General features: G+C 67.4%; 15 protein-coding genes. 7 read left to right on the plus strand and 8 right to left on the minus strand.

Going from position 1 to position 19,485, the window contains the following annotated elements; translation table 11 throughout:
• The first annotated feature begins 147 nt into the window (after positions 1-147).
• Together UU7_RS18625 and UU7_RS05015 are read left to right on the plus strand one after the other, a co-directional pair.
• Positions 148-738: a hemerythrin domain-containing protein gene (locus UU7_RS18625; protein WP_162098635.1), complete on the plus strand. Its 591-nt coding sequence runs from the start codon at positions 148-150 to the stop codon at positions 736-738.
• Between the two features lie 109 nt (positions 739-847).
• Positions 848-2,524: an AMP-binding protein gene (locus UU7_RS05015; RefSeq protein WP_007805975.1), complete on the plus strand. Its 1,677-nt coding sequence runs from the start codon at positions 848-850 to the stop codon at positions 2,522-2,524.
• Here the strand turns inward: UU7_RS05015 and UU7_RS05020 are convergent.
• Positions 2,519-3,418 (minus strand): LysR family transcriptional regulator, encoded by a 900-nt coding sequence (locus UU7_RS05020; RefSeq protein ID WP_007805977.1) that lies wholly within the window; start codon positions 3,416-3,418, stop codon positions 2,519-2,521. The genes UU7_RS05015 and UU7_RS05020 overlap by 6 nt on opposite strands.
• 119 nt (positions 3,419-3,537) lie before the next feature.
• On the opposite strand from UU7_RS05020, the gene UU7_RS05025 reads away from it, so the two are divergent.
• On the plus strand, positions 3,538-4,260 hold the full coding sequence (locus UU7_RS05025; RefSeq protein WP_007805979.1) for a pirin family protein: 723 nt from the start codon (positions 3,538-3,540) through the stop codon (positions 4,258-4,260).
• 115 nt (positions 4,261-4,375) lie between these two features.
• Here the strand turns inward: UU7_RS05025 and UU7_RS05030 are convergent, their stop codons facing one another.
• The gene (locus tag UU7_RS05030) at positions 4,376-5,095 is read right to left on the minus strand and encodes a hypothetical protein (RefSeq protein WP_007805981.1); all 720 of its coding nucleotides are present in this window, start codon (positions 5,093-5,095) and stop codon (positions 4,376-4,378) included.
• 106 nt (positions 5,096-5,201) lie between these two features.
• Positions 5,202-5,891, minus strand: a complete 690-nt coding sequence (locus UU7_RS05035) for a GNAT family N-acetyltransferase (RefSeq protein ID WP_238530891.1) — start codon at positions 5,889-5,891, stop codon at positions 5,202-5,204.
• A 364-nt stretch (positions 5,892-6,255) separates the two neighbouring features.
• On the opposite strand from UU7_RS05035, the gene UU7_RS05040 reads away from it, so the two are divergent.
• The 4 genes from UU7_RS05040 (at position 6,256) to UU7_RS05055 (ending at position 9,747) form a co-directional block, all read left to right on the plus strand.
• On the plus strand, positions 6,256-7,080 hold the full coding sequence (locus UU7_RS05040) for a hypothetical protein (protein WP_007805984.1): 825 nt from the start codon (positions 6,256-6,258) through the stop codon (positions 7,078-7,080).
• 48 nt (positions 7,081-7,128) lie between these two features.
• Positions 7,129-8,415, plus strand: a complete 1,287-nt coding sequence (locus UU7_RS17345) for a lipase family protein (protein WP_007805986.1) — start codon at positions 7,129-7,131, stop codon at positions 8,413-8,415.
• Positions 8,416-8,420: 5 nt separating this feature from the next.
• Positions 8,421-9,017, plus strand: coding sequence for a hypothetical protein (locus tag UU7_RS05050; protein WP_157581883.1), 597 nt, complete (start codon positions 8,421-8,423; stop codon positions 9,015-9,017).
• A 106-nt stretch (positions 9,018-9,123) separates the two neighbouring features.
• Positions 9,124-9,747 (plus strand): glutathione S-transferase family protein, encoded by a 624-nt coding sequence (locus tag UU7_RS05055; protein WP_007805989.1) that lies wholly within the window; start codon positions 9,124-9,126, stop codon positions 9,745-9,747.
• Between the two features lie 25 nt (positions 9,748-9,772).
• Here UU7_RS05055 and UU7_RS05060 read toward each other — a convergent pair whose 3' ends face one another.
• The 5 genes from UU7_RS05060 to UU7_RS05080 form a co-directional block, all read right to left on the minus strand.
• A complete protein-coding gene (locus UU7_RS05060; RefSeq protein WP_007805991.1) occupies positions 9,773-10,810 on the minus strand; it encodes a DUF1176 domain-containing protein in 1,038 nt (345 codons plus the stop codon).
• 94 nt (positions 10,811-10,904) lie between these two features.
• On the minus strand, positions 10,905-12,206 hold the full coding sequence (locus UU7_RS05065; protein ID WP_007805992.1) for an MFS transporter: 1,302 nt from the start codon (positions 12,204-12,206) through the stop codon (positions 10,905-10,907).
• Positions 12,203-13,771 (minus strand): glycoside hydrolase family 30 protein, encoded by a 1,569-nt coding sequence (locus UU7_RS05070; protein WP_040672863.1) that lies wholly within the window; start codon positions 13,769-13,771, stop codon positions 12,203-12,205. The genes UU7_RS05065 and UU7_RS05070 overlap by 4 nt, the downstream gene beginning before the upstream one ends.
• A 48-nt stretch (positions 13,772-13,819) precedes the next feature.
• On the minus strand, positions 13,820-16,339 hold the full coding sequence (locus tag UU7_RS05075; protein WP_238530892.1) for a glycoside hydrolase family 3 protein: 2,520 nt from the start codon (positions 16,337-16,339) through the stop codon (positions 13,820-13,822).
• Between the two features lie 204 nt (positions 16,340-16,543).
• Positions 16,544-19,471: a TonB-dependent receptor gene (locus tag UU7_RS05080; RefSeq protein ID WP_007805997.1), complete on the minus strand. Its 2,928-nt coding sequence runs from the start codon at positions 19,469-19,471 to the stop codon at positions 16,544-16,546.
• Between the last annotated feature and the right edge of the window lie 14 nt (positions 19,472-19,485).

Below are 19,485 nucleotides of genomic sequence, written 5' to 3' on the forward strand. Positions count from 1 at the left end.
TCATGCAGGCACCGCCGCCGGCGGCAGCGGAAGGCGGTCGGAAGGAGCCGGGGTTTGGCGTCTTGCATCGTCCGGGGCTTGCTGATGACCCGGGGCGACAGGGTCGGGTGGAACGGCACCAGCGCAATCAAGCAGGGAGACCAGACCATGAATTTCTTCGGAAGAAAACAGCAGGGTGCAAGATCCGAGGTGTCGCTGGAAGATCAGCTCGCGGAACAGCAGGTCGCCCCCGGCACCCAGCTCCACTACGACAGTCGGCTCGTCGGGCGCCTGTGCGACCACGCGGTCAGCTTGCTGGATCTGCTGGCGCTCGGCGGCAGCGCGGCGCGGGAGTCGAAATTCGACGAGGCGGAAAGGTGTCTGCACCGGTTCCGCCTGCTGTTCAACGAGCATCTGCTGGACAAGAACCTGCGCCTGTATACCTATCTGGGCTGTTGCCTGAAGTCGAACCCGGAGGGCCTGGAATTCATGCGCAACATGCGCCGGGAGACCGGCGAGATCTCGCGCCAGACCACGCGCTTCCTCACCCGTTGCCAGGAAGTCGGCATCAGCGAGGAAAAACGGGACGAGTTTCTCGACGAACTGGCCCTGATCGAGGACCTGCTCCGGCATCGCTTCACCCGCGAGGAGCGCTCGCTGTATCCGATGTACCGACCGCCCCGCGCCTACCAGGCTGCACCGGCGCAGTCGTCTTCCATCGGCAAGCGCGCTCGGGTCTGCTACGGCCTGCCCTGCTGACGGCACGGGCGACGGGCGAGATGGCGGCCCTGTGACAAACGACAGGACCATCGTAAGGTATCGGCAGCGGGGGAATGCGGCATCGGCAATCAGGGCGGGGGACGCTGAAGTGCTCAAACCATTCGGCAAGCATGTGCCCTCGGCGCTGAGCCGGGCCGATTTCCCCAACGTCGCCAGCGCCGCCTTCGACAGCGGCCAGACCCTGCCGCAGATGCTTGTCGACGCATGCCGGCGTCACGCCGGGCGTCCGGCCTTCAGCAACCTCGGGCAGAGCCTCAGTTTCGGCGAGGTCGATCGCCTGAGCGGCCTGCTCGCCAGTCATCTGCGCGAAGGCCTGGGACTGGCCAGCGGCGAACGTGTGGCGATCATGCTGCCCAACCTGCTGCAGTTTCCGGTGGCCGTGCTGGGAGTCTTGCGCGCCGACCTGGTCGCGGTGCTGGTGAACCCGCTGTACACCGCGCGCGAACTGCATCACCAGCTGGTCGATTCGGCCGCGGCCGCGCTGATCGTGCTGGACAACTTCGGCGCCGTGGCAGCCGAGGCGCTGGAAGGCACCACGGTCCGGCACGTCGTCACCACCCGCGTGGGCGACATGCTGCCGTGGCCGAAATCACTGCTGGTCGACGCGGTGCTCAAGCATGTCCGGAAGATGATCCCGCCGTTCCATATCGATGGCGCCATCCGCTGGCCCCGCGCGCTGTCCGCAGGGCAGCGGCTGCCGGCCGTGCAGTCACGCGCCAGCACGACCGACACCGCGCAACTGCAATACACCGGCGGCACCACCGGCCTGTCCAAGGGCGCCGTGCTGCCCCACTCGGCCCTGATCGCCAACGTGGCATCCGCCGAACAATGGCTGGGACACCGGCTCGACCCGGCCACCGACGCGGTGATCGTCTGCCTGCCGATGTATCACATCGCGGCCTACAGCAACGCGCTGTACAACATGGCGCACGGATTCCATTCGGTGCTGGTCACCAACCCGCGCGACATTCCCGGCCTGGTGGCCACGTTTGCCAGGGTCCGGCCGGCCGCCTTTGCCGGCGTCAACACGCTGTACGACGCCCTGCTCAACTCGCCCGACTTCGCCAGGCTCGACCTGTCCGGGCTCAAGCTGTGCCTGCAGGGCGGCACGGCGCTGCGCAGCGGCACCGCCGAACGCTGGAAGGCGCTGACCGGAATGGCGGTGGTCGAGGGTTATGGGCTGTCCGAAACCAGCGCCGCGATCACCTTCAATCGCTGGGACGCGGACAACCCGGTCGGCTCGATCGGCCTGCCGCTGGCCGAGGTGGAAATCACCCTGCGCGACAGCGACGGTCGCGTGGTGGCCGAGGCGGAAGCCGGAGAACTGTGCGTGCGTGGCCCGCAGGTCACCACCGGCTACTGGCAGCAGCCGGGCGAAACGCGCGAGGCCTTTTTCGAGGGCGGCTGGTTCCGTACCGGGGACATCGCCCGCGTCGACGAGAACGGCTATTACTTCCTGCTCGATCGGCGCAAGGACATGATCCTGGTGTCGGGCTTCAACGTGTTTCCCAACGAAGTGGAAGACGTGGTCGGCATGCATCCGGGCGTGCTCGAGGCCGGCGTGGTCGGCATGCCGGACGAGAAGACCGGCGAAGCCGTGCGGCTGGTGGTGGTGCGCAGGGACCCGGCGCTCAGCGAGGAAGACCTGCGCGCCCATTGCCGCCGGCATCTCGCCGCCTACAAGCAACCGAAGCAGGTCGAATTTCGCGACAGCCTGCCCAAGACCGCGGTAGGCAAGGTGCTGCGACGCGAACTGCGGTCATGACGACCGCGGCGCCGCCGCGCCGAACTGTTCCACCAGGAAGTCGCTGAACGCGCGCACCAGCAGCGAGGACTGGCGATGCTGCGGATACACCGCGTGCACGGTGAACCCGTCGGGCCGGAACGCCTCCAGCACGGCGCGCAGGCGTCCATCGGCCAACGCGTCGACCACGATGAAGTCCGGCAGGCTGGTGATGCCCAGCCCGGCGATTGCGGCGTCACGCAGCATCTCGCCATTGTTGGCGCGCATCGGCCCGCTTACCGACACCTTGCGCAGCCGCTCGCCCACGCGATACGCCCATTCCGTCCGCGACGCATGACCGTAGATCAGGCAGGCATGCGCCGCCAGTTCATCGGGGGCGGACGGCGTGCCGCGCCGTGCCAGATAGTCGGGGCTGGCGCAGGTGATCAGCTGCACCGTGGTGATCGCCCGCGCGATCAGGCTGGAGTCGGCCAGCGTGCCGATGCGCACCGCCATGTCATAGCCCTCGCCGATCAGGTCGACGGTGCGGTCGTTGAGTTCCAGCTCGACCGTGACCTCGGGATGGCGCTGCATGAAGGCGGGAATCAGCGCACCCAGATGCAGGGTGGCGAACGACATCGGCGCGCTGAGCCGCAACAGGCCGCGGGGCGCGGCGGTCTGGCTGGTGATCAGCTGCTCGGCGGCATCGACCTCCTCCAGGATGCGCCGGACGCGCTCGTGGTAGGCCAGGCCCAGGTCGGTGGCGCGCAGCTGCCGGGTCGAGCGCAGCAGCAGCCGGGCGCCCAGCCGTTTCTCCAGCGCGGCGATGCGCTTGCTGACGAACTGCTTGGACAGCCCCAGCCGCTCGGCCGCCGCGGTAAAGCTTTGCGCCTCCACCGCTTCGGCAAAGATGCGCATGTCCTCCAGCTGGCTCATTGTCGCTCTCCGGTTGACAGTATTAAGCAACTCACCGTCTTTATTGAAGCACGTGGCGACTCTAACATTCCGCTTCAGATGCAGCAGGAGCTGCGCCCCCTCAACGAGGAGAGAACACCATGATGCAAGTACGCAAGGCTGCCGAACGCGGCGTCGCCGACCACGGCTGGCTGAATTCCCGCCACACCTTCTCCTTCGCCAGCTACATGGACCCCGGCCAGATCGGCTTCTCCGACCTGCGCGTGATCAACGAGGACCGGGTGGCCCCGGGCCAGGGCTTCGGCAAGCACCCGCATCGCGACATGGAGATCTTTTCCTACGTGCTGGAAGGCGCCCTGGCGCACAGCGACAGCATGGGCACCGGCTCGGCGATCAAGCCGGGCGACGTGCAGCTGATGAGCGCCGGCAGCGGCGTGACACACAGCGAGTTCAACGGCTCCGACGAGGCGCCGGTGCACTTCCTGCAGATCTGGATCGTGCCGGAGAAGGCTGGTGGCGCGCCGGTCTACCAGCAGCGTCATTTCTCCGACGCGGACAAGCGTGGCCGCCTGCGCCTGATCATCTCGCCCGATGGGCGCGACGAGTCGCTGCGCATCCAGCAGGACGCCTCGGTGTACGCCGGCCTGTTCGATGGCGACGAAAGCGCCACGCTGACCCTGGACGGCGACCGCCATGCCTACGTGCACGTGGCCCGCGGCAGCATCGAGCTGGACGGCGTGAAGCTTGAGGCCGGTGACGGCGTGCGCCTGCGCCATGCGCGCAGCTTGCGGCTGGACGCCGGCGACAACGCCGAGGTACTGGTGTTCGACCTGCGCCCGCAGGAACTGCCGCAGATGCCGTGAGGCAAGGCAGCCCGGCGGACGGATCGATGCGTTCGATCCGTCCGCCGGCGCTGGCGCGATCGCGTGGCGGCTTCAACGCCGCAGAATGCTCGAAGCACGCAGGGATGCGTTGCCTTTACTGCACGTCGGAAACGCGGCCACCGATGAAGGTCACCTTCATCGTCGGGAAATAGTCGATCTCCTTGCCGCCGCCGAGCTGCACCACCGTGGTCGGCTGGCCGAGGATGGCCAGCACCTGCGTCCTGCTCTGCCCGATGGCCAGCGTGCGCGAGGACGACGCGGCCACCGGCTCCTCATGGCTGGCCGGCTGCACCGACAGCACCTGCGCCAGGGTCTGCATCACTTCGTCGGCCGCCGGGGTGCTGCCCTTGGCGAACGGCAGCACCAGGAAAGCCTTGTAGTGATGGCCGTTGATCATTTCGCTGAGCAGCGAAAGCTGCACGCCATCGTCCTTCATTTCCACGCCCGTCAGCAGCACCTTCTCGCCAGCCACGAACATGCGCGTGGGCACGGTCGGCTGGTTGCCGCTGGCGGTGAAGAACTTCATCTTGTTGAGGAAGCTCTGGCGGATCTTGCCGCCCTTGTAGGTGTTGTAGGACGGGATCGCCGAACTGATCGCGCACATGAACAGGTCGTCCTTGTTCAGCACCAGCACGGCGCCGGGCTTGACGATCTCGGTGAGGTCGGCGGTGGGCTTGGTCAGCGCGTAGGTGGCCTCGATCCGATCGGGGATCGAACCGGCCTGGGCGTGCGCCGCCGGTGCGGCGATCGACAGCGCGGCAGCGAGCGCGAAGACGGAAACGGCGACGGAAGCCGAAGAACGGAGAGTGCGCATGGGCAATCCTTTGCATGTGGTGGCTCCCTCTGCGGGAGCAGGTGGTATCGGCGCGCGTGGGCGCCGAAAAAAAGGCTAGCATCCTTCAACCGGTGGCACAAACCGATCAGCCGTCCCGGCGCTCCAGCACGGCCACGTTGACCTCGCAGCGCAGCGTGAAGCCCAGCGTCCGGTACAGCGAGATCGCCGCCACGTTGTTCTTCCACGCATGCAGGAAGGCTGTTTCGCCACGCGCCGCGATGGCTGCGGCGACATGCCGGGACAATCGCCCGGCAAAACCGTGGCCGCGAAAATCGGGATGCGTGCACACGCCGCTGAGCTCGGTGCAACCGGCGAAACGGAAACGCTCGCCCGCCATCGCCACCAGCCGGCCATCGACGCGGATGCCGAAGAAACTGCCCATGCGGTGGGTCTGGCGCAGGAACGGACCGGGCTCGGTCAGGGTCGCCAGCGCCAGCATCTCGTCGGCATCCTCGTCATGCAGCGCGAGGATGTCCTCGCCTGGCGGTGGCGGCGCCACCGGCGACGGCGCCACCATCTGCACGCCGCGGGCCAGCTTGACCGGCACCAGCCCGGCGGGAATCGCGATCTCCGGCACCTGCAGGATGAACACCTGCTCCGCGGGCTGCAGCAGTGCCGCCAGCGCCGCCAGCGCGGCCGGGCTGTCGTCACGGGCGGAGGCGAAACGATTGACCTGCGGCTGGTAACGGCGCGCCAGTTCATCGCCGATCGACAGCGGCGCGTGGACCGAGGTCAGGCTGGACCATGCCGGTCGGTCAAGCAGGTTCGTCATCATCAGGCTGGCCTCGCCGGGCTTCGCGAGCGGAAATGCGGGCAGCCGATGATGCCGCAAGCGCCGCCCCGCGTCGAAAAATCCGCCTGTCCGCGCCGCCCCGACCGGCTGCCTTGGCAGGACGCGCACCCGTGCTAATCTTCCGCGGAACAGCCGCCAGTACCCACCGCAGGGAGGCGAGATGCGTCCACGGCCTGATCCCTCGAAGATCGACTCCACCCATCGCCCGCAGGCGATGACGTCACCGCCTGCGTCGGCACGGGCAGTGCCCGGGCGAAGCTGGCGAACCCTGGGCAAGGTGCTGGTCGTCTGCCTGCTGGTCACAGGCTGCCAACCCGACATGGCCGGCGACGGCGGGAGTACAGGAATGTTCGGACTCTTCAAGAAGAAAGCCGAGGCGCTGCCCTCGACGGTGGCGCCCGAGCTGCACGCGACGCTCAAGCGGGAGACGACATTCCCGCACAAGACCGAGGTCGCGAATGGCAACGGCTGCACCGAGGCGCGCGTGGACGGCACGCCGCCGGATGCACGGTTCGTATCCCCTGATTTCACCGGTTCGGTCCATGACGCGTTCCGCGTCGCGAGCCGGCCGGGCTTGCCGGCGCTGGCTGTCGTCAATGGCGCCAGCGAGGTACGGCTGCCGCAGTTCTGGGAACTGGCCTCCGACACCACGCCGACCTTCGTGCGCAACATTCCCGTCCAGCTCGATCCTGCGCAGGGCAGCTGGATCACCGCCAGCGCGGTCAATGTGGGCTGTCTGCCCGGCCCGCTACTGGCACTGGGGCTGGCCTATGCGGATTCCAAAGGCCGTGCGCTCCAATCGATCGTCGTCTACGACCGGCAAACCCATCAGGCCCGCAAAGTTTCCGACGCCACCTATGACGGTTTGTCGGGCACCGTCGACAACCTGTTGGCTACCCGTGATGTCGGGCCAGACCATGCGTTGCTGCTCTACTGCACGGATCAGCTGCGCCTGCGCGCCGAGGTCTACGTGCGCAAATACGATCACATCCTCGTGTTCTCGCCGCGCCATCCGCAAGGCCTGGAAGTCGTCAAGCTCGGCCTCGACGATGGCAATGTGGTCGACTGGATCGTCATCGACAAGACCCTGTGGCTGCACACCTACGATCGGCGCAACGACAAGCAACCGGATGGCATGATCTGGTCACTGGATCTTTCTTCCGTGCTCTGATCGCATCACTTTCCACGCAACGAATCACCAGACTCAAGGAGGGGGAACATGGCGGATTTTGCACTGGCACCGAAAGAGGCAGCCAACATTGCCCTCAATGCCTATTTCGCGCTGAAGGACTGGTCACTGAAGCAACCCACGGCCGGCGTGGAATCACGCGGCAAGGTGCAGGATCTGGTACTCGGCTCGGGTGACACCAAGGGTGTCTTCAAGACCAACAGTTCGGTCGGCAAGAGTTTCCCCGGCGCGCAACTGGGCCAGATCTTCAGCGGCACCACCGGCTGGAACACGGCCTCGGGTTTCGGCTATGTGCTGCATTTCGAGCGTGGCGGGCAGCGCCACGCAGTCATCGCCGTTCGCGGCACCCGTCCCGAACTGGGCTGGTATGACATCGGCACGGATTTCCGCTTCGCACATACCGGTTTCGGCGACTTCGGCCGGGTACACAAGGGTTTTGCCAACGCATTCGGCAGCATCCTGCCGCAGCTGCAGCGCGAACAGGGCGCGATCCTGGCAGCCGACGTCATCCATTGCATCGGCCACAGCCTGGGCGGCGCCATCGCGACCCTGATCGCCGGTCACTACGCCGCGCTGAACCGTCCCGTGCGGCTGTACACGTTTGGCAGTCCACGCGTAGGCTATCGCGACGCGCACCAGGCGTTCGAGCGGCGCATCGGCAAGGAAAACATCTTCCGCACCGCACACAACCGCGATCCGATCACGATGATCGCCACCTACCCCTACAAGCATGTGCTGGCGCCGTATACCGATCCGAACAACTTCACGCTGAACTCGCCGAACGCCAGCATCTCGATGGACAACCACGACATGGAGGCGTATGCGAGAAGCCTGCGCCTCGCTGACAACTGGAGCGCAGTGCGTGGCCTGGCCGCCGCCTGCGACCACTCCAACAGCAAGCTGGCGCAGGCGCTGATGGCTGATTCCAGCATGAGCTGGTTCAAGAAGCTCACCCTCAGCACGCTGGCCGCCCTGCTGACCCTGTTCGAGGACGTGCTGCGCGCGGCGGCACGCGGTTTCTACGACGCGGTGACCGGCGTCGACGTGCTCGCTGCCGTCATCTGCGACGGCGTGAAGTTGCTGGGCGAAGTGGGCGAGCGCCTGAAGTACCTACTGCGTCTGGCCGCCCGCTGGGCCGAGATCCACGTGGCCAACGAGGCGGCACTCACCGACACGGTGATCCGCGCGATCCTGCAGGCGATGACGTCCCGCATCAACCAGGTCGGCATCGCGGCCCTGCAGCGCGCCGCCTCGCTGCTGCGGCCGGCGCCGCTGCTGATTGCCGGCAGCCTGCTGATTTCGGCCTCGGCGCTGTGACCGCGATGGATCGCCGCGAGTTTTCCTGGTTGCTGCTGCATGCCAACGCCCTTCCGATGCTGGCGATGCAGCAGATGATGGACGAGATTCGCGACAGCATGGCGCATGCCCCGCCACCCGCGGACGACGGGCTGACCGAGGAACAACGCGAGGAGCAGTCGCGCATCGCGATGAACGAGCTGGCCGACCGCATCGAGGCCGATCCGGAACTGGCGGCGCTGACCGTCTTCAACTTCGCCGCACCGGCGATGTCGGACGAGGAGATCGACCGGCTGGAGCGGCAATCTCGCGAAGAGGACGCCGCCGCGAAGCAGGCCATGGCCGAGCTGGACGAGCTGCCCGACGGCCCGCTGGACATCGGCAGCTTCCTCGCGCGCGCCTATGCGAAGCCGCTGCCAGCCGCCCGCGTCGATGCCGCCTTCGCCCGTGCCGACGTGCCGTCGCTGCTCGCGGCGATCGCGCAGTTGCCCGGCGACCTGCCGCCGCTGACCGCACCCATGGACGGCGCCGGCATGGCACGCTGGCTGGCATTCTTCCGCACGGAAGACCCGCAGTGCGAGGCGCTGGTGTTCGCGGTCAGCCGTCTCGACGAAGGCGACTGACGCTCGCCTCGATTCCGTCCGTCCGCCCTTCCCCGTGCGTGTCGATTTCCCGACGCGCCATTCGTCGTCATCCCGAAACGCCCACGGGCATCATCGGGAGACACGCATGAAGTTGTACTGGTCGGATGTGCTGGCGCCGCGCAAGGCTTGCGCCGTGGCGAAATACCTGCAATCGCCGCTGGACTATGTCTACCTCGACCTCGGTCGCAGCGAGCACAAGACGGCGGAATATCTCGCGCTCAACCCGAACGGCAAGGTGCCGACCCTGGTCGACGGCTCGCGCGTGCTGTGGGAGGCCGACGCGATCATCTGCCACCTCGCGGCCCGCAGCGATTCGGAACTGTGGCCCCAGGACGCCCGCCAGATCGACGTGATCCGCTGGTTCAGCTGGAGCGCCCAGCACTTCACCACGCACGCCGGTGCACTGTATTTCGAGTACATCATCAAGCCGCGCTTCGGCATCGGCGAGCCCGATCCGGTCGAGACGAGGCGCGCCACCGAAGCGTGGCGCCAGCACGCCGCCGTGCTCGACGGCCACCTGCGCGATCGCCGCTGGCTGGTCGGCGACACGCTGACCCTGGCCGACTTCGCCGTGGCCGTCGCCCTGCCCCACGCGGAGGACGCGCACATCCCGCTGCAGGACTTCCCCGCGATCCGGCGCTGGCACGACCGCATGAACGAACTCGACGCCTGGCGCGAACCCTTCCCCGAGCCCGCGATGAGCGGATGAGCCCGGGCCGTGCTTCGCGCATCCGTCACTTGATCTCGGTGACCAAGGTGGGGAGTTCCCAGGCGCCGCCGGGCGCCATCAGCTTGCACATGCCTGAGCCGGACAGCGCCGTCTGCATGAATTGCCGACCATCCCACGTCCATCGCTCGGAGGACAGGCAATCGCCCAGGCCACGCCCCTTCTGGCTGGACGCGATGCCGCCATCGGCATAGCCGGAGCCGTCCGTGGTGACCAGCACCGGATCGAAGGGCGGTTGGGGGTGGATGACCCAGAAGGCATAGCCCTCGTTGTAGGCGGCCTGCCAGCACGTGACCGAAACCAGCCAGTGTCCATCGTCGAGTCGCGCCGCCTCGAAGGAAAGCTCGTCCGGCCTGGCCTCGAACAGGTTCGCGCAGTCGTCCGCGCTGGTGGTGGCGGCGAGCTGCTTCTGCAGCGTGGCCGCCTGCCGCTGGAGGACGGGCGAAGGCGTGGTGGCGTGGTCCAGAACGTTCGCCGCATGCACCAGCGGCATCGGCTGCGCCGCCGGCACCTGCTGCTCGTCGTGCGGACCCTTCCTGACCAGTGCGCCCCGGGTGCCGATGCGCCCCTGCACGTCATCCATCTTCAGCAACACCGCGCTGGCACCGTCGCCGGAAAGACGCCATGTATCGTCGGCGGCAAGGAACTCGATCCGGCTCTGCCGGGACAGCGACGCGATCAGCGCCACCACCTGTTCGGCGGAAAGCTGGCCGATCGCGGTCTCGTGACTGACCGACACGGTGCCCAGGGCCTTGCCGTCAATGCGCATCTGCAAGATCGCCGGATCGGGCAGCCGCTCGAGCATCGCCACATCGTCATCGCCGTACTGGCCAAGCATCAGTTGGCCGGCCACCGTCGTGCCAGGCCCGGCCTTGCGCGTCAACAGCACCGAAACGGCATGGGCGTCATCGTCGGCCTGGTAGCCGGCAGCGCGACAGGTTCCGGTGTTGTCGCAGGCGATCTCCCAATCGCCGTGCTGGAACTGGATTCCCGGCCGGCTCGGGCCGGTGGCGCCGGCGTGTGCCGTCATCACAAAGAGGGCCACTGCGAGAAATCCGTATCGCCTCATGATGCATTCCTGTCGGGGGTTGATGGGTTGATCCGCGACTGCCGCGATCTTTCCATCTGCTGCTTGTCAGTCAGGTTACCCGCTCGCCCGCGGCCACACGAATCGCGGTCACGTCGGCCGGTGCGGGATGGATGGCCAGGCGCAGCCGGCCTCCGGTCCGCAGCAATCGCAGGTTCCGGTGCCTGACCAGGTAGGCCAGCGCCACGGCCGCCGCGGCCACGCCCGCCAGCGCGCCCACTCCCAGCGCCCAGCGAGCGCCGAAACGGTCGACCACCCAGCCGACCAGCGGCGCGCCGATCGGCGTACCGCCCATCACCACCGCAATCCGCAGCGCCAGCACCCGGCCACGCATGCCGCGTTCGGTGGTGAGCTGCATCATGGAATTGCTGGCGGTCATGAAGGTGAGCGCGGCCACGCCCACGAAGAACAGCACGCCGGCAAACAGGAGCGGACCCGGCATCACCGCCGCCAGCGCCAGGGTGACGCCGAACGCGGCCGCAGCGCAGCCCATCAGCACCATGCCGGGCAGTTCGCGGCGGGCCGAGAGCAGCGCCCCGCACATGGTGCCCGCCGCCATCGACGAGGTCAGCAGGCCGTACTGGCTGGCGTCGCCGTGGAACACCGTCACCGACATGGTCGAAATGAAGATGGCGAAGTTGAAGCCGAACGTGCCGAGCAGGAACAGCATCACCAGCACGGCCATCAGGTCCGGTCGCTGCCCCACGTAGCTAAACCCCGCGAGCAGGCTGCCGCGCGTACTGGCCGGCCGCGGCTCGGCATGCAGCTCGTTCACCCGCAGCATCCACAGCGACACCATCACCGCGGCGTACGAACCCGCGTTGATCAGGAACAGCCAGCCTTCGCCGACCGCAGCGATCAGCACGCCGGCCACCGCCGGCCCCAGCATGCGGGCGGCGTTGAATGAGGCGGAGTTCAGCGCCACCGCGTTGGCCAGGTCGTCGTCGGTGACCAGGTCCGAGACGAAGGCCTGCCGTGCCGGCGCGTCGAAGGCGGTGACGATGCCCAGCAGCAGGGCAAAGCCGTACACCTGCCACAACTGCACCACGCCGGCGAGGGTGACCAGGCCCAGCCCCAGCGCCAGCAGGCCCGAAACTGCCTGGGTGAACAGCAGCAGCCGGCGCCGGTCGAAGTGATCGGCGGCCAGCCCGGTCAGCGGCAGCAACAGCAGCGGCGGCCCGAACTGCAGCGCCATCACCGTGCCTACCGCAGTGGCGTTGTGCCGGGTCAGCACGGTGAGCACCAGCCAGTCCTGGCCCACGCGTTGCATCCACGTGCCCACGTTGGACACCAGGGCGCCGGTGGCCCACAGCCGATAGTTATGACTGCGCAGCGAATGGAACATGCTGCTCATGGGTCAACGCCCGGACTGGGGGAAGCGGCGGCGGTCGGCGCGGCGAGCGTCGCGGCGGTTGGCGCAGCCGTGCCATCGCGTGCCCAGACAAACGTCGCCACGCTGCTGCCGGGCAGGTCGTACTCGAAGCGCAGCGCGCCCTGCCGTACCGACAGGCGGTTGGTCTGCGCGTTGCCGTTGACCGCCACCAGCACCACCGAGCCGTCATCCGGATTCTGGAAGGCCACTTCGTGCACGCCTGCGTTGGTGTTGCCGGACTTCACCCGCACCGCGCCCGGCAGCACGAACCGGCTGAAATGGGCGAACGCGTAATACTCGTCGTTGCGGCTGATCGCGCCCGTGGTGGAATCGATGGTGACCACGCCCTTGCACTCGTCGCAGCCGCCCGCGTGGGGTCCATGGTTTTCGTCCAGCGCCAGGTTCCAGTACACCACGCCCCGCGCCCAGTTCTTCACTCCCATCATCACGATGTTGCGCGCAAACAGCAGCAGCTCGCCGTTGCGGGCGGACGGCCAGTCACCACCCGAGCACTCGGTGAGGTAGGCATCCTTGTGGGGAAACGCGCGGTGCACGGTGGTCTGCGCACTCGGGTCGCCGCTGTAGCAATGCCAGGCGATGCCCGCGAGATAGCGCCGCGCATCGGGATCGGCCAGCACGCTCAGCGGCTGGTCCGGCGCGTCCCAGTTGTGGTCCCAGCCCAGGATCACCGTTCCCGGCTTGCGCCCCGCCAGGGCGGGGCCGAGATACTTGCCGATGATGCGGGCGCGCGCGTCGGCGGGCAGAGTCATGCCCGGGTACGTCAGCGGTTCGAACGCGGGCTCGTTCTGCACGGTCAGCGCGAAGATCGGAATGCCGGCACCCTGGAACGCATCCACGAAGCGCACCAGGTAGGCCGCATAGGTCGCCTCCCAGGATTCCAGCAAGGTGCCACTGACCAGGTTGGCGCTGCTCTTCATCCACGCCGGCGCACTCCACGGCGAGGCGATGATCATCGCACCGGGCTGGATGGCCAGGATGTCGTGCAGCACCGGGATCACATTGCGCTGGTCCACGACGACGTTGAAATGCTGCAGGTCGGGATCGACCTGGCCGGCGGGCATGTCATCCGGGCTGTAATGCTGCAGCGAGAAATCCGAGGCGCCGATGGTGATGCGCAGCATGTTGAAGTTGAGCCCCGGCGGCGGACCGAACAGCTCCTGCAGCAAGGCGCTGCGCTGCGCAGGGCTGAGCCGGTTCTGGATCAGCCACGCCGACGAATCGCTGAGCGCCGCCCCGAAGCCGGCCATGGTCTGGTACTTCCGGTCGAGGTCGATGACGACGTCGGCCTCGCCGGCACCGGCGACCTGCCGCTGCGCGAAGGTATCGGGTTGCGCCGCCAGCTGCAGTCGTCGATCCGCCGTGCTCAGCCACACGTGGACCCGCGGGCCGGTGAGCGCAAGCACCTTGCCCGAGGTTCCCGCGAACAGGCCCGGGCGCGGCCAGTCCATCGCCGCCAGCGCCACCAGGGTCAGCAGCACCACCGACAGCAGGGGCGTCCAGCGACCCACCCCCGTCGCTTCATCCATGGCGCGACCGCTTGCCCCGCAAGGATCGGTGCATGCCCGGTTCCACGCTCATCGCGCCACCGTCCCGGGGCAGGTCGCCGCCGCGGCACCGGCGCTGTCCGCCGCGATCCGCACATTCGCGAACGCGGCCGAGAACGGCGCTGCGGCAAGCACGCCGAACGGCACGTCGACACGGGCAAGGTCTTCGCCGGGCCGGATGAAGCACTGCAACGGGATGGACACCGCATGCCGCCGACCCGTCTTGTACGCGGCGAACATCGCGCCGACGTTCACCGTCCGAGTGCAGCCCTCGCCGCAGCCCATGTAGATCGTGACCGGAGCATGCGCCGGCGTGCCGATCACCAGGTCGAATTGCAACGCGGCATGGGTGGCCAGCAGCGGCATCAGGTCGGTCGGCTGCGGACTCTTCGCGAAGAACCGGCCGGGCCCGTGCCAGGTGATCGACTTCGCATCCTGCTGCGTGTTGACCTGCACCGTACGCAGGCTGAAAACAGGCTGCTCCGCAGGCCACTCGATCATCGCATTCAGGTCCGCACCCACCGCCTGCACCTTCCCGCCGTCACGACCTGCACCCAGGTACAGCGAAAACGGCGACTGCGCCAGGGTGTGGAAGATCGGCAGCGTCGAGCTGCCGGCGCAAGTGACGACCTCGGCATGCAGCGGCAGCGCCGGCAGCTCGTGGTGGGCGGCGTAATGAAGGCCGTAGCCACGCGCGAACAGCCAGTTCGCCGCCGGGTCACCACCGGCGTGCGGGCACGGCACTCTCGGCCACGGCATCGACAGGGTGCCGGTGAAATCGAACGCGGGCTTGGCTTGCCCGTCGGCGAACAGCAGGTCGGCGATGCCCTCGCCTTCCGAGCCGGGCAGCCAGCCGGCCACGAACGCGTCGGAATGGTTGAGCAGCGCGTTGACGAAAAGCGGACGTCCGGACAGGAACACCGTCACCACCGGCTTGCCCGACGCCGCCGCCGCTTTCAGCACGGCCAGGTCCTCGGGGTGACGATCGCCGTGGCGCAGCGTGGCCGAGGGAAGGATGTCGCCCATGGTTTCCGCGTACGGGGTTTCGCCGATCACCGCGATGATCGCGTCGAACGTCCCGGTATCCACGCCGTCGGGCGTGGCGCGGTAGCTGACGTTGGTCGCGCCGTCGGCCGCGCGGATGCCGGCCAGCACGCTGGTCGCGTGGGGGAAGTCGGCGTTGCCGTTGTCGGTGCCCTGCCAGGTCAGCGACCAGCCGCCGACCTGGTTGGCGATGCTGTCGGCGCTCTTGCCGACCACCAGCACCCTGCTGCCGCGCCTGAGCGGCAGCATGTCGCGATTGTTCTTCAGCAGCACCAGCGACTCGCGCACCGCGCGGCGCGCCAGCGCGCGATCCTGCAGGCGGCTCGCGTCGCCGGCCCCCGCGCGCTGCGACGGACGCTTGTCGAACGCACCCATCACCAGCTTGGCGCGCACGATGCGGCTCACCGCATCATCGATGCGCGCCATCGGGATCTCGCCGTCCTGCACCTGGCGCGTGGTGTTGGCGATGAAGGCGCGCCAGTCGTCAGGCACCATCACCATGTCGATGCCGGCCTTGATCGCCTGGGGACAACTGGCATTGCTGCAGCCGGGCAGCTGGCCGATCGCGTTCCAGTCGGACACGATGAAACCGGGGAAGCCCATCTTATCCTTCAGCGCGCCGGTCAGCAGTGCACGGGCGCCGCTCATCTTGCCGTAGTTGGTCCCGTCGACCGCGTCGTCCCAGCTGTTGTACGACGCCATCACGCTGAGCACGCCCGCTTCCAGCGCGCCCACATAGCCCGCGCCGTGCACGTTGATCATGTCGCGTCGGCTCACTTTCGCCACGCCCTGGTCGGTGCCGTTGACGGTCGCGCCATCACCGATGAAGTGCTTGGCGGTGGCCAGCACGTTGGCGTCGCCGAAATGCCCCTGCAAGCCGTCGACGTAGGCGCGTGCGTAGGCATGCACCAGCGGACCGTCGCTGGAAAAACTCTCGTAGGTGCGGCCCCAGCGCGCGTTCTGCGCCACCGCCAGCGTGGGTGCGAAGGCCCAGTCGACCCCGGTGGCACGCACGGCCCGCGCGGTGGCCGCGCCGATCTGCCGGATCAGCTCCGGGTCATGCGCCGCGCCCAGGCCGATGTTGTGGGGAAACAGCGTGGCGCCGAACACGTTGCTGTGGCCGTGCACCGCGTCCGTGCCCCAGATGACCGGCACCTTCACCGGCGCATCGACCGCCATCGACGCGTCGTAGTAGCGATCCGCCAGCGCCAGCCAGTCCGCCGTGCCGGCGTGCTTGTTGCCCTGCGGCCACGAGCCGCCGCCGTTGAGCACCGAGCCGATGTAGAACTGGCGCACCTGGTCGGGCGTGATCGACTTGATCTCCGCCTGGGTCATCTGGCCGATCTTCTGCGCCAGGCTCATCTGCGCCACGATGTCGTGCACCCGGGCATCGAGCTGCGGGTCGACCTTCCGGGGCGAGGCGATGTGCGGCCAGTCGGTGTAGTGCGTGGGCTTGCCCGTTCCGGGCGATGCCGTCTGCGCTGCCACCGCACCACGGCCTGCCATCAACATCACCACGCTGGCGCAAGCCAGACCCGCCCACCGGCTACCAATCATCGGAACTCTCACTCGAATCATCAAATCTGCGCGCGAGGCCAGGCCCGTGCGCCACGTACTCATGCGAACCGCGAACCACCACCGCTTCCGATCGTCATCCCCGCCTATGCGGGAATGACGTCGGGGAGAGCCGTCCGGTTTTGCCGGTCCAGCCTACAACTTGTAGTTGATGCCAAACAGGACCGTGCGCCCCCAGGTGTCGTATTCCAGCGGCCGGGTCATCGGCACGTTGTTCGGCAAGGTGGCGACCTGCACCGAGGAATCCGACGAGTTGGTGAGGTTGTTGACCTGCAGCAGCAGCGACAGTCCATCCCAGCGTCCACCACTGAACGCGTAGCCCAGCTGCAGGTCGGTCTGCCGGTTGGCCAGGATCTTCGTGTAGCCCAGTTGGTCGAACAGGGCCACCGCCTCACCGGTGAACGACGAGCGATAACGTTCGGCCACGCGCACCGAGAAGCCGTAGCGCTCGTAGAACAGCGCCAGGTTCGCCACCTTGCGCGACAGGCCGGGCAGGGTTTTCGGGCCGCCCGGAACGGACGAAATCGACGACAGCGGAATCGAGCTGTTGGTCAGCGAGAAGTTCGCCTGCGCGCCAAACCCTTCCAGCGCATGCGCCAGCAGGCCGCCTTCCAGCGCGCCGGAAAGTTCCAGGCCATCCATCTTGCCGCCGGTACCGTTTTCCGGCGTGGTGAACGAACCGATGTTGCTTGTCGGCACCAGGGTCGGCGTGTCGTTGGTGTAGTTGGAGAAGTCGTAGTCCAGCACGGTCTGGTTGTAGATGTAGTTGAGCAGGTTCTTGTGGAACACCGCCGCGGCCACGTAGCTGGCGTTGCCGAAATACTTCTCCCACGACAGATCGGTGCCGACCGCCACGTACGGGCGCAGCTGCGGGTTGCCGCCGCTGCCCGACCACAGCACCTGGCCCGCGCCGGGACCGTCGGTGATCTTCGACACGCCGGCCGAGGTGGATACCTTCTCGTCGTCGATGCGACCGCGCGCCATGGTCTTGGCCAGGCCGAAACGCAGATACTGCCGTTCTCCGACCTCGGCCACCAGGTTCAGGCTGGGCAACACGTTGTTGTACGTCGCCCCATCCCGGATGCTGCCGACCAGGGTGTCGCCATTGGTCTGCAGCGCCTGCGACGACTGGTCGGTATGCACGAACTGCACGCCCACGTTGCCGCGCAGCGGGACGTCGCCCAGGCGCGTGTCGATGTTGAACTTCACGTAGGCCAGCGGCACCTTCTCCTCGACGGAGTAGTTGCGGCTCCAGTCACCCTGCCCGTTCTTGGGCACCCGGTAGAACTGGTTGCCATACAGCGCGCCCAGCACGTTGTAGTTGAGGATGCCGGGGATGCCGCCGTAGCCCAGCGAGGTGGGGTTGTACAGCAGCGAGGGATCGACCGGCGCGCTGAAGTGGTTCTGGTAGGTGTCCTGGGTGGAACCGTTGCCGTCGAGGTAGGCGAACAGCACGTCGGCGTGCTTGGTCTTGGTGCGGTCGGAATACGCCACGCCGAAATCCATGTCGCTGAAGATCCAGCCGACCGCATGGCTGGCCTGCAGGCGCAGCGCGTGGATGGTGTCGTCCTGGCGGTCCAGCTCCTCGCGACCGTTGTAGCCGTAGTTGTCCGGATCGGTGAACACCATCGTGCCGGGGTCGGCCAGATCGGCCACCGGGCGGAAGTCCGGATAGCCGAAGCCGCTGGACGTGTTGAACGCGACGTCGGTGAGCGCGCCGTTCGCCAATCCGCTGAACAGGTAGGCATCGTGCAGCTTCACCCGGGCGCTGGACGAGGACAGGTCGGCCATCAGCGTCCAGTCGCCCAGGTACAGCTTGTTGTTCCAGCCGATCGAGTAGAGCTTGTCGTGCTCCTTGGTGTATTCGTTCTGCAGGATCGGCGCGACGCCGAGGATGGTGCCGCCGGTGACGATCGGCAGCGGTTGGCCGGGCACGGTCTGCACGTTGTCGTAGCCCACGTTGTCGTAGGGGCTGCTCGACCACTGCGCGCCGTTGGTGAACTTGCGCTTGGTGAAAGTCGAGTAGTACATGTCCAGTTTCGAGTAGTAGACGTCGTTCGGCGCCCACTCCAGCACGGTCATCAGGCCGTTGCGCTTCTGGCCCTGCGACTGCGCGCGCAGCTGCATGCCTTCCTGCGAGATCACGTTGTCCGGCATGCCCGGCGTGTGCGGACCGCCCCAGTTCTGGTCGATGCCGGCGCTGCCGTTGTCGGCGCTCCACCACCACGCCTGGTACTGCTTCTCCTGGATCGGCTGGTCGACCGTGGCGACACCGATGGCGAGACCCAGCGTGTGGTTGAAGAACTGGTCGACGTACGAAAAGCTGGCGCGATGGCCGTTGGTATCGGTGCCGGTGCCCGGGTTCAGCGAGCCGTTGCCGTTGTGTTCGCCGCGCAGGTTGAACACCAAGGTGCGCCTGGACAGATCCAGCGGATTGATCGTGTGCAAGTCCACCGTGCCGGACAGGCCCTGCCCGACCAGGCTGGCGTCGGGTGTCTTGTAGATGGTCACGCCATTGATCAGCTCGGCCGGGTACTGGTCGTATTCCACGCCACGGTTCTCGCCCACCGTGGCCTGTTCGCGCCCGTCCAGCGTGGTGCCGGCAAAATCCGGCGACAGGCCGCGAATGGCGATCGCGTTGGCATGGCCATCGGCGCGCTGGGTGGCCAGGCCCGACACGCGCGACAGGCTGTCGGCGATGCTGACGTCGGGCAGCTTGCCGATGTCCTCGGCGGAGATCGCCTCGACGATGTTGTTGGCATCCTCCTTTGTCTTCATCGAACTGGCGATGCTGCTGGCGATGCCGGTCACCACCACGCCGCTCATGTCCGTCACCGGCTGCTGCGGCTTCTTGGCGGCCTTGTCGCCGGGCTTCGCCTTGCCATCCTGCGCTGTCGCAGGCGTGCTGACGGGCGCCGCCTGCGGCCGGTTCGTGGTGTCCTGCGCGGCGGCAGGCCCGGCGCCGGCGAAGGCAAGCAACGCGACTGCACACGCGGCAGCCAGCGGACGCGGATGGAAACGGACTGGCGCGGACACGCCACGCAATGCACGACGATGGTTCATGAAGGCCTCCCTTT

Origin of the sequence: Rhodanobacter spathiphylli B39, from assembly GCF_000264295.1 — a bacterium.
In the GTDB taxonomy this organism is placed as follows: Bacteria; Pseudomonadota; Gammaproteobacteria; order Xanthomonadales; family Rhodanobacteraceae; genus Rhodanobacter; species Rhodanobacter spathiphylli.